Raw genomic sequence first — 14,915 nt, forward strand, 5'->3', positions numbered from 1 at the left:
CCAAGATAGGTAGCCGCTGCCCCGGTTGCCAGCGCTTTTGCCGCCTGCCCTTGCCCGGGCGCGCCCGGCAGGGTACCAGCAGCGCATGCCCAGATACGCGTTGAAAGTCGAATACCAAGGTGAGCCGTTTGCCGGATGGCAGCGGCAGAAAGAGCTGCCCTCGGTCCAGGGCGCCATCGAGGCAGCCCTGTCGAAACTGCAGCCCGGGTCACACACGATCGCGGCGGCCGGGCGCACGGATGCTGGCGTTCACGCGCTGGGGCAAGTGGCCCATTGCGACCTTGAAAAAGATTGGGACCCGTTCCGCCTGTCCGAGGCCCTTAACTATCACCTCAAGCCCTTGCCGGTGGCGATTCTCAAGGCCGCGCGGGTGGCGGAAGACTGGCATGCGCGGTTCTCGGCCATCGAGCGGCAATACCTGTTCCGCATCCTGATCCGCCGTGCACCCGCGACCCATGACAAGGGCCAGGTCTGGCAGATCGGGCACCCGCTGGATGTCGCCGCGATGCAGGAAGGGGCCGACATGCTGATCGGGCGGCACGATTTCACCACCTTCCGGTCCTCGATCTGTCAGGCGGCCAGCCCGGTCAAGACGTTGGACGAGCTGCGCGTCGAACAGGTTCAGGGCTTTTCCGGCCCCGAGGTGCATTTCCACGTCCGCGCCCGGTCCTTCCTGCACAACCAGGTCCGCAGTTTCGTCGGCACGCTGGAACGGGTCGGCGCGGGCGCCTGGACACCGCAGGACGTGCGCGATGCGCTCGAGGCCGCCGACCGCGCGGCCTGCGGGCCGGTCTGCCCGCCGCAAGGATTGTACCTGGCGCGGGTGGGCTATCCCGATCCTGTTTTCGACTGACGTCAGAGCGCGCGCAGCAGCAATCCGCCCGCGATCACTGCGATCAGCAGCCCGGCCACCAGTTCGATCGTGGGTGCCAACACGGCCGCGAACCGCGTGGCCGAGGCCGAGGCCAGCAACCCGCCCCGCAACCCGAACGACGTCCAGCCAACCAGGGTGGTGACGGTCGCGGTGCCCAGCGCCATGGCAAAGGCCCCGGCGATACCGACCATCGCGATGCCCATCTGCCAGGTCAGGATCAGCACGAACAAGGCCCCGGTACAGGGTCGCGCGGCGATACCGGCGATCAGGATCAGCGCCTCGCGCAGGCTGCCGACCTGGGCCACCTCTTCGGCGGTGGGGCCGTGACGATGCCCGCAATCGGAACAAACCTCACCGTCGTGATGGTGATGCCCGTGATCATGATGATGGTGATGGTCGTTCGGAGCACTGTCCGCACGGCCGCGCCGGGCGAAACTGCGCAGCGATCGCAGAACCAGCCACAGCCCGATGGCCGCGATCGCGCCATAGCTGACCGGGGCCATGATCTGTTCGGTGGCGCCCACAAGGCTTTGCCTCGACATCTGGAACACCAGAACGCCTGCATAAACCAGAACGATGGCCGTCACGGCCTGCCCCAGTGAGGACAGTATGCTGATCGCCGACAGGCGCAGAAAGGCGACATTGCGGCCCAGCCCGTACCCTCCGATCAGCACCTTGCCATGGCCCGGCCCCACCGCATGGAAGAACCCATAGGCAAAACAGACGGCCAGCAGCGTGGCGACGGCCTCGGGCTGTTCGGCCCGCGCGGCCCGCAGGGCTCGGGCGATCTGGTTCTGAAATTCCCGCTGCTCGCCCGCGGCCCAGGACGCGAGGCTGTCAAAACCACCGCTGCCCCAGAACCACAGCAGCAGAGCTATCGCCAGGCCGACCGGCAGGATCAGGTAGCGGGACATGAAACGCGGATCTCGGTGGCAAAGCGTTCGCCGACCAGAGGGATGTCGTTCTCCTCGAGGTCATAGTCGGCGTCCAGGGTCAGTAGAAAGGCCTGCATCTGGGCCAGTTCGCCGTCGATATCCGGTTCGAACCTGTCGACCCGGCAGGTTTCAGGCCCGGAAACGGTGACCGGGCGCGTCACTTCGTAGGCGGTATAGAATGTTTCGTCATAGGGTTTGGCCGACAGGCTTTGGGCAACCACTGGCTCGCCCTCGACCTTGCGCAGATGGGTGGTCACGATGCGGCCATCCTCAGTCGTGGCGCGTGGCTCCAGCGGGCCGGACAAGGCAACCGGCTGATCGGCAGCCAGGATGACCAGATCGCCGTTGTATCCTTCGACCCACTGCGCGTCGAAACCGGCGAGGCGCTGCTCCTCCGCCTCGGACAGTACGCCGTCGCCGTCCTGATCCAACCTCATGTCTTCGAGCACAAGCAGCGAGTAGAACTCGTCATAGGCCCAGGTGACGCGGACATGGGTCAGGTTGCCCGACTCGTCCACGATGAATTCCAGCCCGGTGTCGATGAAGACATGCGGGTGCGCCACCGCGGTAAACGGCAGGCAACAGGCGAACAAGGTGGGTATCCAGCGCATGAACGCGAAGATAGGGTGCCCGACCGGCGCTGGCAACGCGGTTCGGCGGTAAGCACGGATTTTGCCGCTCATTTCGGCGGAAACAGGACCAGCGTCTGCAGCGCCGTGCCGATCGGGCCTTGAGTATCGTACAGAACCGACTGCGACATCCCGATGCCGCTGGGCTGCCAGTGCGACACGGAGTCCGAGGCGAGCCAGTCGGAGGTCGGCTCGCGGTGGATCTGCACCGTCAGGTCGGTGTTCATGAACCCCATTTCCGAGGTCGGCGCATTCCACGAAATTCCGTTGCCGCAATCGGCCAGCGGGCACAACGACTGGATCGGCGAGGGGGTTTCGCCCTCGAGCAGAGGCGGGGTGCGCATCCAGATGGTTTTCGGCCCCGCCCCCTGGTTGCCGCCCTTGGGATAGGCCACCTCGGAATGATGGGCAAAGCCGGGCAGGTCATGCCGCATTTCGCCGATGGGAAACGGGCCGTCTTCGATCTGCGACAGGTCGGGGCCTTGGATCGCCACATTCGGCACCGGCCCCAGATCCCGGCGCGCCAGATGCATCGTGGTGGCGGTGGCGCACAGCGTATCGTCCAGGTCATGCACGGTGACGCGCGTGGTGGCCAGCGTCTTGGTGTGGCGCACGGTCTCGGCGGCCACGCGCAGACCGGACAGAGGCAGCGGGCGCAGCAGATCGACGGTCAGGCGGGTCAGCATCTTGTCGGGGCCGACCTCGATCTCGGCCGCGCGCACGATCAGGCCCGCAACCGGGCCGGCATGACAGTGGTCAGCCGACCACGGCCCGCGCGCCGGGTCATTGCCGACAAAGGCCCCGTCGGGCGCGACCCGGAAATAAGCGGTCTTACCCACCACTGGCTGCATCGCCGCGTCCTGCATCTCAGATCTTTTCCTGGGTATGCTTTTTCAGTTCGGCCCGCGCCACCTGACGGCGATGCACCGCATCCGGGCCATCGGCCAGCCGCAGCGTGCGCACATGCGTCCAGGCGGTGGCCAGCGGCGTATCCTGGCTGACGCCCTGCCCGCCGAACATCTGCACCGCCTCGTCGATCACCTTCAGCGCAACACGCGGCGCGACGACCTTGATCTGGCTGATCCACGGTGCCGCCGCGCGCGCATCGCCCTGATCCATGTACCACGCGGCCTTCAGACACAGCAGGCGGGCCATCTCGATCTCCATCCGGCACTCGGCGATGATGTCGAAATTGGCACCCAGTTGCGCCAGCTTCTTGCCGAAGGCTTCGCGCTGCAGGGCGCGTTTGCACATCTGCTCCAGCGCCATCTCGGCCTGGCCGATCGCGCGCATGCAGTGATGGATGCGACCGGGCCCGAGGCGCCCCTGCGCGATTTCGAACCCGCGGCCCTCGCCCAGCAGGATGTTCTCGGCCGGCACCCGGACATCGGTGAACCGAATATGCATGTGCCCGTGCGGCGCGTCGTCATGGCCGTACACTTCCATCGGGCGCAGGATCTCGATCCCCGGCGTGTCGGCGGGCACCACGATCATCGACTGGCGCTTGTGCTTGGGCAGGTCGTCGCCGCCGGTCTTGACCATCACGATGTAGACCTTGCAGCGCGGATCGCCCGCGCCGGACGACCACCATTTCTCGCCATTCAGAACATAGTCATCCCCGTCCCGCACGCAGGACATCGAGATATTCGTGGCATCCGACGAGGCCACATCCGGCTCGGTCATCAGATAGGCCGAGCGGATCTCGCCCTTGAGCAGCGGCTTGAACCACTGTTCCTTCATCGTCTCGGTGCCGTAGCGCTCGAACACCTCCATGTTGCCGGTGTCGGGGGCGGAACAGTTGAACACCTCGGCGCCCAGCGGGGTCTTGCCCATCTCTTCGGCGAAATTGGCGTATTCGACCGTAGTCAAGCCAAAGCCCTTGTCGCTGTCGGTCAGCCAGAAGTTCCACAGACCTGCCGCCTTGGCCTTGGCCTTCAACCCTTCCAGGATCTCGGCCTGGCGTTCGGTGTACTGCCAGCGGTCGCCCTTGTTGATCTCGGCCTGGTATTCCTCTTCCAGGGGCATGATCTCGTTGCGGATCATGTCGCGGACCCGCTCCAGCAGCGCCCGGTTCTCCTCGCGCAAGACAAATGACATGTTCATGAAGAATCCTCCGTAGATCCCGGAACCGGGCTTTACCTTTGCGCCGAGGATGGCTTAGCTGCGGCAACTGTGTCCAGCCGCGTGACGGCACGTCACTTGCAATCAATTTGAAACGGAAGAGGGGCGCAGATGGCGTTGTTGATCGATACCGGGCTGTCCGACTGGATGAGCGATGCCGAGATTGCCGAAGAAGTACGGCGACATGCACCAACGGCCGATGTGCGCACGCCAAGCACCATTGGTGACCCGGCCGAGGTCACCATGGTGGCGGTTGTCGGCCTGCGGGACGATCACGCGAGCCGCCTGCCCAATCTGCAGCTGGTGCAAAAGTTGGGCGCCGGGGTCGAGACAATCGTGTCGAACCCCGCCCTTCCCGCGCATGTCCGCGTGGCCCGCCTGAAGCCGGACGCCCCGGCGCAAGGCATCGCAGAGTGGTTTCTGGCCTATATCCTGTACGCTCACCGGAACATGGGCTTTCACGCGGACGCTCAGCGGCGGGCCGAGTGGCGGCCGAAAGCGCCGGTGCTGGCATCTGACACCGTAGTCGGAGTTCTGGGGCTGGGCCATATCGGCAGCCGTACCGCCCTCATGCTGCGCGATGTCGGGTTCCAGGTCATCGGCTGGAGCCGGTCGCCCAAGCAAATCGAAGATGTGACCTGTCTGCACGGGCAGGATGCTTTGCCGGGAATACTGCGCTGTTGCGACCATGTCTGCGCGATCCTGCCCTCAACCCCCGAAACCATCGGCTTGTTTGACGCAGAAATGCTCGGCGCGATGAAGGACGGCAGCCAGTTGTTGAATGCGGGACGTGGCGACCTGATCGACGAGGAAGCCTTGATCGAGGCACTTGACCGGGGTCGTCCGGGGCACGCGGTTCTCGATGTGACCGCACAAGAACCGTTGCCCAAAGACAGCCCCTTATGGCGGCACCCGGCGGTCACGATCACACCGCATGTGTCGGGATGGCATCTGGGTGATGCGTTGGCGGATGTTGCCCAGAACTTTCTGCGGCTGAGCGCAGGTCAGCCCCCGCTGCACGAGGTTGATCGCAGCCGCGGTTACTGATCCGCGATTACGGCGTCAGAATCCAATTGCCGCTGGCATCCTTGCACTGACGGGTGCGGATTTCCGGGTTGGGCGCCGCCCCGGACGGCTGCACAAAGTGCTGGAAGTGAACGCAGTTGTCCTTCACGTCCCGTATCCTGACCGTGCCTTTGGTGCCCGTTTTCTCGTTGACCCAGTTGCGCTCCTGCCCGACGCTTGGGGTCCCGCCTGCCAGCATCGAAGACGTCGTCGCGTCCAGAACCTGATAGTCGTCCGGGCTCAGCCCCATTTCGGCGATGATCCGGGACAGAGGCTTGGCATCGACCGCCCCCACGACACCCGACAAAAACAGCGCAAACAGGGCAGCAGGCAACCGGACAGTCATGCGAAACTCGCTTTCGTGAAAATTGATCTGAACCAAGAATATACATCCGAGCAATCAGGGCCAAGCCCCCGCGGCCGGACCTTCAAATAATGCCGAACAAACCTATCGGACTGCCGGCGCTATCGGCCCGCCGCTGATGCGACCATAGTAATCGCAAACCAAGCTTGAGGCACAAGAATGGCTCATCAAAATTACTACGCGCCCACCGGCGGGCTTCCGGACCAGACTCAGCTGCTGACCGACCGCGCCATGTTCACTGACGCCTATGCCGTCATCCCGAAAGGCACGATGCGCGACATCGTGACCAGCTTTCTGCCGTTTTGGGAACAGACCCGACTGTGGGTCCTTTCGCGCCCCCTCAGCGGGTTTGCCGAGACGTTTTCGCAATACATCATGGAGGTCCAGCCGGGCGGCGGCAGCGATACGCCCGAGACGGACCCGGAGGCTCAAGGCGTGGTCTTCGTCGTCGAAGGGTCGGTTACCCTGACCCTTGCGGGGCAGGTCCACGAGCTGGACACAGGGGGCTATGCCTACATTCCGCCCGGGTCCGATTGGACCTTGCACAACCGCTCTGACGCCGTGGCCCGGTTCCATTGGGTACGCAAGGCCTATGAGGCCATACCCGGATTGCCGGCCCCCGATCCGATCATCACCAACGAACGCGACGTCGCCCCAACCCCAATGCCCGGCACCGAAGGTCGGTGGGCCACCACGCGCTTCGCGGATCCAAGTGATCTGCGCCATGACATGCATGTGAACATTGTCACGTTTGAACCAGGCGGGGTCATCCCCTTTGCCGAAACGCATGTCATGGAGCACGGGCTTTATGTGCTTGAGGGCAAGGCCGTCTATCGACTGAACCAGGATTGGGTCGAGGTCGAGGCCGGTGACTACATGTGGTTGCGCGCGTTCTGTCCTCAAGCCTGCTACGCGGGCGGGCCGGGGCGATTCCGGTATCTGCTCTACAAGGACGTCAATCGGCACATGCCGTTGAAACTGTCCACACGATGACCAGCAAAAGGTTCTGAAAACGGGCTTTTGCGTCGGCAGGGGTTCACAGGGACGGCGGAATTTGCTGAAATCAGAGGTGATTTCGTTTTGTTCATTCGTGGAGATTGGTCGATGAAACTGCGCGCCCCTCTGACGGCACTGGCCATGATCGGCCTGATGGTCGCCGTCGACACTGCCCCGGTCGTGGCGAAGGAAGCGACCAAAACCGTATCCGTCATGAGCCGCACATGGGCTGTGACGCAGGTTGCGGACGCCCCTGTCGTGTATCGTGCAACCCGCGACAACAACAACCTCAACCCATTCGGCCCGCCGCCGCGCCTGCGCACGGTTCAGGCCATTGCGGCCATCCAGCAGGCAACCGGGTGCAAGGTGATCCGGTCAAGCATGTACCAGAATATTTCGGGCCAGTTCTTCTCGCAGGTCAGCTGCGGATAACGGAGACGCCATACGGGCATTGAGGTCGGTCAAACGGCCTGCCATAGCTTGCGCATGAAACTCGCAATCAACGGATTCGGCCGCATCGGCCGCACGATCCTGCGGCAGGTCATGGCCCTGCCAGCGGGTTCGGATGTTCAAGTGGTGCTGATCAACGACATCGCACCGCTGGAGACCTGTGCCTATCTGTTCAAGTACGACAGCACGTTCGGCCCCTATGGCGGTTCGGTGGAAACCAGCGCCGGGGCCCTGCAAGTGGATGGACAATCGATTCCACTGAGCCACAGCGACGACCTTGCCGATGTCGATCTGTCCGGCGTGGACGTGATGCTGGATTGCACGGGTATCGCGCGCAGTTCGGACGTGGCGATCCGGGGCCTCCAGGCAGGGGCTGGCAAAGTGCTGATTTCCGGCCCGTCCCCGGCCGCCGAGACAACGATCGTTCTGGGTGCCAACGAAGACACGCTGGGCAATGCCCGGATCGTATCGAACGCGTCCTGCACCACCAACGCGCTGGCGCCGCTGGTCAAACTTCTGGACGGGATCGGTGGGGTCGCATCTGGGCACATGACCACGATTCACTGCTACACCAACAGCCAGCCGATGGTGGACGCTCCGCGCGGCGACCTAGCGCGATCGCGGGCTGGGGCCTTGTCGATGGTGCCCACAACGTCAAGCGCGACCCATCTGATCGACGTGATTCTGCCGCATCTGGCCGGCAGAATTTCTGGTGCGGCGGTGCGGGTGCCCACTGCCAGCGTCTCGGCCATCGATCTGGTTGTGACCCTGCAAAAAGGAATGGAACCCGAGCTGTTCTCGGCCGAATTGCGCCGCGCCGTCGAGGCATCAAAGGTGCTCGGCTGGACCGACTTGCCGCTGGTCTCGTCTGATCTACGTGCGCGACCGGAATCGCTGGTGATTGCCGGACCGGAAACGCGGGTCGTCGGGCAAAACCAGGTTCGGGTTTTCGGGTGGTACGACAATGAGTGGGGTTTTTCGGCCCGTATGCTCGATGTCGCCGGGATGATGGCCCAGTCGGAATAGCCCGCAGCGCGCTTGGCGCTGCAGGGCTGAGCTACAGGTTTCAGTCGTGCGGCAGACTGCCAGCGCCGTGACCGGCCATTCCGCCCGAGACCTCTTCGGTCGACTCCTCGGCCAGTTCATGCGGCAGAATGAGGTTCAGCACGATGGCGATCAGCGCTGCGGGCAGCAGTCCGCTTGTCATCAGGATGCGGATTGTGTCCGGCAAATGCTGAACCGCGCCGGGTTCCAGTTGCAAGCCAAGCCCGATCGACAGCGAGATAGCGAAGATCACCATGTTGCGGCGATTCCAGTCCACGTCAGACAACATCGAAATACCGGCAGCCACCACCATGCCGAACATGACGATCACGCCGCCCCCCAGAACTTCGATCGGAACAGTGCGTATTATTGCGCCGACCTTGGGAACAAGTCCGCACAGGATCAGGAACAGCGCACCAATCGTGACGACATGGCGACTCATGACACCGGTCATCGCGATCAGACCAACGTTCTGACTGAACGAGGTATTCGGCAAACCGCCAAAGATACCGGCAACCGCCGTACCAACACCATCTGCGTAGGTCGCTCCCGCGATCTCTTTGTCCGTGGCCTCGCGACCCGCGCCACCTTTGGTAATGCCCGAAACGTCACCGACGGTTTCGACCGCTGACACGAAAGCCATGAGGCAGAAGCCGATCACCGCCGCCAGCGAAAACTCGAACCCATATTTGAAGGGCACCGGCAGCGCGAAACCAGCAGCCCGCGACCAGCTTGTTCCAATGGCTTCGAACGTCACCATCCCGACCATCAGGGCGTAGACATAGCCGACAGCCAGTCCGACCAGAACAGCAGACACCGACAGCATTCCGCGGGCAAAGAACTTGAGGCCCAGCGTGACGATCACGACGACCAGTGCCGCAGACCAGTTGAGCAGCGATCCGTATTCCGGCGTGCCGATCGCAGGGACACCACCCGCCGCATACTGGATGCCGACCTTGACCAGTGCCAATCCGATCATCGTCACAACAAGGCCGGTGACCAATGGCGGCAGAGCGAAGCGGATCTTGCCAATGAACATCCCAAGGCAGGCGTGAAAGATACCGCCGATCAGAACGCCTCCGAACAGCGCGGCAAGGGCCTCGACGCCCTTGCCAGCCACCAATGGGATCATGATTGGCAGGAACGCAAAGCTTGTTCCCTGAACGATGGGCAATGCCGCACCAACCGGGCCCAGCGTGATGGTCTGCAACAAGGTCGCCAGCCCTGCAAACAGCATCGACATCTGGATCAGATACAGCAGCTCGGGAAAATCGGGCGAGTTCGACCCGAAGCCAAACCCGGCCGCACCGGCCACGATGATGGCGGGGGTCACGTTTGACACAAACATTGCCAAAACGTGCTGAATGCCAAGTGGTATCGCCTTGTGCAGCGCGGGCGTGTAATTCGGATCCCGAAGCTGATCGGGTGTTCCTATCGAAGTTTCGGCCATGATCTCAACTGTCTCCCTGTTTTCTCATGGGGGTCTTGCCGCTTCTCCGACGGCTTCAAAATTGGCTTAGCGTTCAACCACCTCGTAAGGGGTGTCGAACCAGTGCTCCTCGAGGTTTGCACCCGAACCGATACGGTCGACTACAGCGAACAGGCCAGGCGCGTGCAGCGGCGTCAGCACGCCATGCCACGTGCCCCGATGGTAGTTCACAGCCTGCCCCGGCTGCGTCACGAAGGCCAGCGGCCGGCCGGGAACGCCATCCTCATCCGGCGCGACGATCACCAGGAACGGCTGGTTGGTCATGGGAACGAAAGCCTGGCTGCCTTGGGGGTGACGTTCGACCATGTCCAGTTGATAGGGCAATGCCCGCGGATTGGCATCGAACAGGCTGATCCCCGCGCGCCCATCCGCGAAATCCAGAACCGCCCGGTCATGGTATCGCCCGCACTGACCCTGGTTGATGATCTTGTCCGGCGTGCCCGAAACCTCAAGCACATCGCCGAACGGTGCAAAGGCTTGGGCCGTCAGCGGCGCGATAGGAATGATCCGCGTCATGAGGGCAGCACGTCGCGCAGCCGGAACTCGGCGATGCGCTCGACCTGACGGCAAGCCTCGGCGAGTTCGGTCTCGCGGTCATTCTCGATGCGTCGCTGGAACGCCTGCAGGATCGAGGCCTTGTCGTGGTCGCGCACGGCGATGATGAAGGGGAAGCCAAATTTCTCGGTGTAACGCGTGTTCAGATCGGTAAAGGCGTCGCGCTCGGCGTCGGTCAGGGCGTCCAACCCGGCCGAGGCCTGTTCCGAGGTGCTTTCGGCCGTCAGGCGTTTGGCCTGCGCCAGCTTGCCCGCCAGATCCGGATGCGCGGTCAGAACGCCCAGGCGTTCCTCGGGCGAGGCCGAACGGAACACCCGTGCCAGCGCGTTGTGCAGCCCGCCCGCCGTATCGTGGGCCGGACCCAGTTCCAGCGCCCAGGCGCGCTCGGCGATCCAGGGCGAGTGTTCGAAGATGCCGCCATAGGCCGCCACGAAGGCGTCGCGGTCCATCTGCGAGGGACGCGGGCGATCCTGCGGCGGATGATGCGCGGCCCAATGTTCGGCAATCTGCAACCGGGTCGCGAACCACACGTCGGTAAAGCCGCGCGCATAGTCCAGAAACCGCTTCAGCGCCATCACCCGGCCCGGCCGGCCGATCAGGCGGCAATGCAGACCGATCGACAGCATCTTGGGCGCGCCCGCCTGCCCCTCGGCATAGAGCGCATCGAAACTGTCGCGCAAATACGCAAAGAACTGATCGCCCGAGTTGAACCCCTGCGGCGTGGCAAAGCGCATGTCATTGCAGTCCAACGTATAGGGCACGATCAGCTGGTCGCGCTCGCCGGAGTGCATCCAATAGGGCAGATCGTCGGCGTAGGTGTCGGCCACATAGGCAAACCCGCCTTCCTCGGCCACCAGCCGCACGGTGTTAACCGAGCACCGCCCCGTGTACCAGCCGCGCGGACGCTCCCCGGCCACCTCAGTGTGCAGGCGGATCGCCTCGACGATCTGGGCGCGCTCCTCGTCTTCGGGCATGTCCTTGTGTTCGACCCATTTCAAGCCGTGGCTGGCGATCTCCCACCCGGCGGACTTCATCGCCGCCACCTGATCGGGCGAGCGCGCCAGCGCGGTAGCCACGCCATAGACGGTCACCGGCAGGTCGGCCATCAGGCGATGCAGCCGCCAGAAACCGGCGCGAGCGCCGTATTCATATATGGATTCCATGTTCCAATGACGCTGGCCCGGCCAGGGTGCGGCACCGACGATTTCGGACAGAAACGCCTCGGACGCGGCGTCGCCATGCAAAACGCAGTTTTCGCCGCCCTCTTCATAGTTCAGCACGATCTGCACTGCCAGCTTGGCCCCGCCCGGCCACTGGGCTTCTGGCGGGTTGGCTCCGTATCCAATCATGTCGCGGGGGTATCGGGGGGGCTGCATTCTGCTTTCCGTCTTCAATTTCAGGCTTCCATTCGGTTTATCCCATAAAACCGTGATGGATTATCAAATCAATCCGAACGCTGTTTCCGGTTGTTTCGGCGTTCCCTGCGCCATGGCCTTTGCCGCAAGGTGGGCAATGCAAACCGGATTGCCTAGAATGGCATCCGAAGACGAAACGTGCAGACAACAGCAGGAGCAACTCGTGGCAGGCTATCTGACGACCCATGTTCTGGACACGGCGCGGGGATGTCCGGCCGAGGGGCTGAAAATCGCGTTGTACCGGGTGTCCGGCAATTCGCACCGGAAATTGGTTGAGATGGAAACCAATGCGGACGGGCGCACCGACAGTCCGATCCTGCCGGAAAAAACTTTCAAGACCGGTATCTACGAGTTGATCTTCTTTGCGGGGGACTACTTGCGGGCCTCCGGGCAAGCCGTTGAAGACCCTCTTTTCCTTGATCAAATACCGATCCGGTTCGGCATGTCCGACTCCGAGGCGCATTACCATGTGCCGCTTTTGCTATCGCCATTCGGGTATTCGACCTACCGGGGCAGCTGACCCCTCAGACCTGCGACGTCCGCACCACGTCGCCGATCCGCGAGATCATGAAATCCATGAACAGGCGCGCCTTGGGGTCCTGATGACGCCGATGCGTGTAGAGACACGCCATCTGGACCGAAACCGGTGGCGTGTCGACGGCAACGGGCACCAATCGCCCGGCCTTGAGATGCTCGGCCACTTCAAAAACGGGTTTCATCGCGATCCCCTGCCCAGCCAGCGCCCAATCAGTCAGAACATCGCCATCGTCGCACTCGAACCGCCCGGACACTGCAAACCGTTTGGGTCCTTCGGCTGTCTGCAGCAACCATTGGAACTCGGTCGCCCCGGGGAATCGCAGGTTCAGACATTCGTGCCGGTCCGATATCAGCTCCGCCCCGGTCCGGGGCATGCCCCGGCGCGCGACATAGTCTGGCGCAGCACACAAGACACGCTGGCAATCCGCGATTTTGCGGATCCGCAAAGTGCTGTCTTCGGGTTGACCGATGAAGAACGCCAGATCCAGCCCTTCGGTCGTGAGATCAACAGACCTGTCCGTCAGACGCAGCCGCACGTCAATCTCGGGGTAGTCGGCAAGAAATTCAGGGACTTGAGGCGCCAACAGCCGTCGCCCGACCCCCAGTGGAGCCGCTACGAAAAGCGATCCCCGGGGCGCTTCGGTCAGGTGCACGACCTGCGCCTCGGCCTCGTTCACGGCATCCAGAACCGCAACCGCACCGGGGTAGAACGCCCGGCCCTGCTCGGTCGGGCTGAGGTTTCGGGTCGTACGCTGGAACAATCGCACACCCAAATGATCTTCGAGCTGGGAAATCCGCGCCGAAGTCACCGCTGGCGAGATTCGCAGATCGCGTCCGGCCGCGGACATGCTGCCAAGATCATAGACCCGGACAAAGGTACGGATATTGTCGAGATAGGACATCTTATCGTTTTTTTTGATACAGTTTGACAATATACGGGAATACCGAAGAAAACCCCGTTTGCCTAGTGTGTCGGCAAGCAATCGGAGAGCTTTGCATGTATGAATTCGCCGTGTTCTGGGACTGGATGGCATTTGCGGTGCGGTGGCTGCATGTCATCACGGCAATCGCCTGGATCGGATCGTCGTTCTATTTCATCGCGCTGGACCTCGGCCTGAACCGCGACATTCCCGGTCCTGCGGATGGCGAGGAATGGCAGGTGCATGGCGGCGGCTTCTACCATATTCAGAAATACCTTGTGGCGCCCGAGCGGATGCCGGACCACCTGACCTGGTTCAAATGGGAAAGCTATGCAACCTGGCTCAGCGGTGCGGCCCTGTTGATGATCGTCTATTGGGTGGGCGGCGAGCTGTATCTGATCGACGCACAGAAGGCCGATCTGGCGCTGTGGCAGGGCATCCTGATCTCGGCGGCGTCGCTGACCGTGGGCTGGCTGATCTATGATTTCCTGTGCAAATCGGGGCTGGGCGAGCGTCCGACCCTGCTGATGCTGTTGCTGTTCGTTCTGCTGGTGGCGATGGGCTGGGGCTACAATCAGATATTCACCGGCCGCGCGATGATGCTGCATCTGGGTGCCTTCACCGCCACGATCATGACGGCCAATGTGTTTTTCATCATCATGCCCAACCAACGGATCGTTGTGGACGACCTGAAAAACGGCCGCACCCCGGACCCGAAATACGGCAAGATCGCCAAGCTGCGCTCGACCCACAACAACTATCTGACTTTGCCGGTGGTCTTCCTGATGCTGTCGAACCACTATCCCTTGGCTTTTGCGACCGAATACAACTGGATCATCGCGGCGCTGGTCTTCCTGATGGGTGTCACCATCCGGCACTACTTCAATACCCGCCACGCCCGGGCCGGCAACCCGACCTGGACCTGGCTTGTGACGGCCCTGCTGTTCATCGCCATCATGTGGCTGTCCACTGCGCCGATGTACAAACCGCTGGAAGAGGCCGAGGCGCAGCCTCTGACCCATTTCGAGGAGCGCTTTGTGCAGGCCAGCGGCTTTGAAGAAGCCCATGACGTAGTCTTGGGGCGCTGTTCCATGTGTCACGCGCGCGAGCCCGTCTGGGACGGAATCCTCTGGGCCCCCAAGGGTGTTCTTCTAGAAACCGAAGGTGACATCGCGCGCAATGCCGAGCAAATCTATCTGCAGGCTGGAGTCAGCCACGCGATGCCGCCGGCCAACGTCACCTATATGGAACCCGAAGACCGCGAGGCCATTATCCGCTGGTTCCGAAACGCGGGCCTGTAGCGGCAGCTTTTCCACAACTTCGCATGGGAACTGGGAAATCCGCGTTTATTTCTTTGCCTGAGCGGTTTGAGATGGTCTAACTGTTTCCAAGGGATCGCGGCGCCGCGACAAGCAGCGCAAATCAATGCGACCCGGGACAGGTGGAGCCAATTGATGCAGGCGAGCAGACGTAGGGGCGGTCTGAAGAACTGGTGTGCGGGTGTGTTTTTTGCCCTCGCCC

General features: G+C 62.6%; 16 protein-coding genes. 7 read left to right on the top strand and 9 right to left on the bottom strand.

Annotated features, from left to right (window positions below):
• The first annotated feature begins 85 nt into the window (after positions 1 to 85).
• Positions 86 to 853: a tRNA pseudouridine(38-40) synthase TruA gene (gene truA / locus ACR0IR_RS10205; RefSeq protein ID WP_170362880.1), complete on the top strand. Its 768-nt coding sequence runs from the start codon at positions 86 to 88 to the stop codon at positions 851 to 853.
• Between the two features lie 2 nt (positions 854 to 855).
• Here the strand turns inward: truA and ACR0IR_RS10210 are convergent, their stop codons facing one another.
• The 4 genes from ACR0IR_RS10210 to ACR0IR_RS10225 all read right to left on the bottom strand — a co-directional run bounded on the left by ACR0IR_RS10210 (position 856) and on the right by ACR0IR_RS10225 (position 4,541).
• Positions 856 to 1,788: a nickel/cobalt transporter gene (locus ACR0IR_RS10210; protein ID WP_170362878.1), complete on the bottom strand. Its 933-nt coding sequence runs from the start codon at positions 1,786 to 1,788 to the stop codon at positions 856 to 858.
• Positions 1,773 to 2,402 carry a DUF1007 family protein gene (locus tag ACR0IR_RS10215; RefSeq protein ID WP_367647637.1) on the bottom strand — a complete coding sequence of 210 codons (630 nt, stop codon included), beginning with the start codon at positions 2,400 to 2,402 and terminating at the stop codon, positions 1,773 to 1,775. The genes ACR0IR_RS10210 and ACR0IR_RS10215 overlap by 16 nt, the downstream gene beginning before the upstream one ends.
• An 86-nt stretch (positions 2,403 to 2,488) precedes the next feature.
• Entirely contained in the window at positions 2,489 to 3,304 is an 816-nt protein-coding gene (locus ACR0IR_RS10220) for a thioesterase family protein (RefSeq protein ID WP_254429346.1), read from the bottom strand.
• 1 nt (position 3,305) lies between these two features.
• Complete coding sequence (locus ACR0IR_RS10225; protein ID WP_170362874.1) at positions 3,306 to 4,541, bottom strand: acyl-CoA dehydrogenase family protein; 1,236 nt, start codon at positions 4,539 to 4,541, stop codon at positions 3,306 to 3,308.
• Positions 4,542 to 4,670: 129 nt separating this feature from the next.
• Here ACR0IR_RS10225 and ACR0IR_RS10230 point away from each other — a divergent pair, with 129 nt between their 5' ends.
• Positions 4,671 to 5,606, top strand: a complete 936-nt coding sequence (locus tag ACR0IR_RS10230; protein ID WP_170362872.1) for a 2-hydroxyacid dehydrogenase — start codon at positions 4,671 to 4,673, stop codon at positions 5,604 to 5,606.
• Between the two features lie 7 nt (positions 5,607 to 5,613).
• Here the strand turns inward: ACR0IR_RS10230 and ACR0IR_RS10235 are convergent, their stop codons facing one another.
• Entirely contained in the window at positions 5,614 to 6,006 is a 393-nt protein-coding gene (locus ACR0IR_RS10235; RefSeq protein ID WP_170362870.1) for a hypothetical protein, read from the bottom strand.
• Between the two features lie 141 nt (positions 6,007 to 6,147).
• Here ACR0IR_RS10235 and ACR0IR_RS10240 point away from each other — a divergent pair, with 141 nt between their 5' ends.
• The 3 genes from ACR0IR_RS10240 to ACR0IR_RS10250 all read left to right on the top strand — a co-directional run bounded on the left by ACR0IR_RS10240 (position 6,148) and on the right by ACR0IR_RS10250 (position 8,460).
• Positions 6,148 to 6,981, top strand: coding sequence for a bifunctional allantoicase/(S)-ureidoglycine aminohydrolase (locus tag ACR0IR_RS10240; protein WP_170362868.1), 834 nt, complete (start codon positions 6,148 to 6,150; stop codon positions 6,979 to 6,981).
• 111 nt (positions 6,982 to 7,092) lie between these two features.
• Positions 7,093 to 7,416: a hypothetical protein gene (locus tag ACR0IR_RS10245; protein WP_170337821.1), complete on the top strand. Its 324-nt coding sequence runs from the start codon at positions 7,093 to 7,095 to the stop codon at positions 7,414 to 7,416.
• Between the two features lie 54 nt (positions 7,417 to 7,470).
• The gene (locus tag ACR0IR_RS10250; protein ID WP_170362866.1) at positions 7,471 to 8,460 is read left to right on the top strand and encodes a type I glyceraldehyde-3-phosphate dehydrogenase; all 990 of its coding nucleotides are present in this window, start codon (positions 7,471 to 7,473) and stop codon (positions 8,458 to 8,460) included.
• 40 nt (positions 8,461 to 8,500) lie between these two features.
• Here ACR0IR_RS10250 and ACR0IR_RS10255 read toward each other — a convergent pair whose 3' ends face one another.
• From ACR0IR_RS10255 to puuE, 3 genes are all read right to left on the bottom strand, one after another.
• Entirely contained in the window at positions 8,501 to 9,928 is a 1,428-nt protein-coding gene (locus ACR0IR_RS10255; protein ID WP_093962810.1) for a uracil-xanthine permease family protein, read from the bottom strand.
• A gap of 66 nt (positions 9,929 to 9,994) precedes the next feature.
• Positions 9,995 to 10,483, bottom strand: coding sequence for an ureidoglycolate lyase (locus ACR0IR_RS10260; RefSeq protein WP_170337816.1), 489 nt, complete (start codon positions 10,481 to 10,483; stop codon positions 9,995 to 9,997).
• Positions 10,480 to 11,898: an allantoinase PuuE gene (puuE, locus tag ACR0IR_RS10265; protein ID WP_170362864.1), complete on the bottom strand. Its 1,419-nt coding sequence runs from the start codon at positions 11,896 to 11,898 to the stop codon at positions 10,480 to 10,482. The genes ACR0IR_RS10260 and puuE overlap by 4 nt, the downstream gene beginning before the upstream one ends.
• A gap of 202 nt (positions 11,899 to 12,100) precedes the next feature.
• Here puuE and uraH point away from each other — a divergent pair, with 202 nt between their 5' ends.
• A complete protein-coding gene (gene uraH / locus ACR0IR_RS10270; RefSeq protein WP_170363844.1) occupies positions 12,101 to 12,457 on the top strand; it encodes a hydroxyisourate hydrolase in 357 nt (118 codons plus the stop codon).
• A gap of 4 nt (positions 12,458 to 12,461) precedes the next feature.
• Here uraH and ACR0IR_RS10275 read toward each other — a convergent pair whose 3' ends face one another.
• Complete coding sequence (locus ACR0IR_RS10275) at positions 12,462 to 13,376, bottom strand: LysR family transcriptional regulator (protein WP_170337484.1); 915 nt, start codon at positions 13,374 to 13,376, stop codon at positions 12,462 to 12,464.
• 95 nt (positions 13,377 to 13,471) lie between these two features.
• Here ACR0IR_RS10275 and ACR0IR_RS10280 point away from each other — a divergent pair, with 95 nt between their 5' ends.
• Entirely contained in the window at positions 13,472 to 14,695 is a 1,224-nt protein-coding gene (locus tag ACR0IR_RS10280) for a urate hydroxylase PuuD (RefSeq protein WP_170362862.1), read from the top strand.
• The last annotated feature ends 220 nt before the right edge of the window (positions 14,696 to 14,915 follow it).

This window comes from Ruegeria sp. CF2 (assembly GCF_056537385.1).

Excerpts from the sequence above, each read along its gene's own strand:
- puuE (WP_170362864.1), bottom strand. The coding sequence starts at position 11,898 with ATGCAGCCCCCCCGATACCCCCGCGACATGATTGGATACGGAGCCAAC.
- ACR0IR_RS10220 (WP_254429346.1), bottom strand. The coding sequence starts at position 3,304 with ATGCAGGACGCGGCGATGCAGCCAGTGGTGGGTAAGACCGCTTATTTC.
- ACR0IR_RS10280 (WP_170362862.1), top strand. The coding sequence starts at position 13,472 with ATGTATGAATTCGCCGTGTTCTGGGACTGGATGGCATTTGCGGTGCGG.
- ACR0IR_RS10230 (WP_170362872.1), top strand. The coding sequence starts at position 4,671 with ATGGCGTTGTTGATCGATACCGGGCTGTCCGACTGGATGAGCGATGCC.
- ACR0IR_RS10210 (WP_170362878.1), bottom strand. The coding sequence starts at position 1,788 with ATGTCCCGCTACCTGATCCTGCCGGTCGGCCTGGCGATAGCTCTGCTG.
- ACR0IR_RS10275 (WP_170337484.1), bottom strand. The coding sequence starts at position 13,376 with ATGTCCTATCTCGACAATATCCGTACCTTTGTCCGGGTCTATGATCTT.
- ACR0IR_RS10260 (WP_170337816.1), bottom strand. The coding sequence starts at position 10,483 with ATGACGCGGATCATTCCTATCGCGCCGCTGACGGCCCAAGCCTTTGCA.
- ACR0IR_RS10245 (WP_170337821.1), top strand. The coding sequence starts at position 7,093 with ATGAAACTGCGCGCCCCTCTGACGGCACTGGCCATGATCGGCCTGATG.
- ACR0IR_RS10255 (WP_093962810.1), bottom strand. The coding sequence starts at position 9,928 with ATGGCCGAAACTTCGATAGGAACACCCGATCAGCTTCGGGATCCGAAT.
- ACR0IR_RS10250 (WP_170362866.1), top strand. The coding sequence starts at position 7,471 with ATGAAACTCGCAATCAACGGATTCGGCCGCATCGGCCGCACGATCCTG.
- truA (WP_170362880.1), top strand. The coding sequence starts at position 86 with ATGCCCAGATACGCGTTGAAAGTCGAATACCAAGGTGAGCCGTTTGCC.
- ACR0IR_RS10240 (WP_170362868.1), top strand. The coding sequence starts at position 6,148 with ATGGCTCATCAAAATTACTACGCGCCCACCGGCGGGCTTCCGGACCAG.
- ACR0IR_RS10225 (WP_170362874.1), bottom strand. The coding sequence starts at position 4,541 with ATGAACATGTCATTTGTCTTGCGCGAGGAGAACCGGGCGCTGCTGGAG.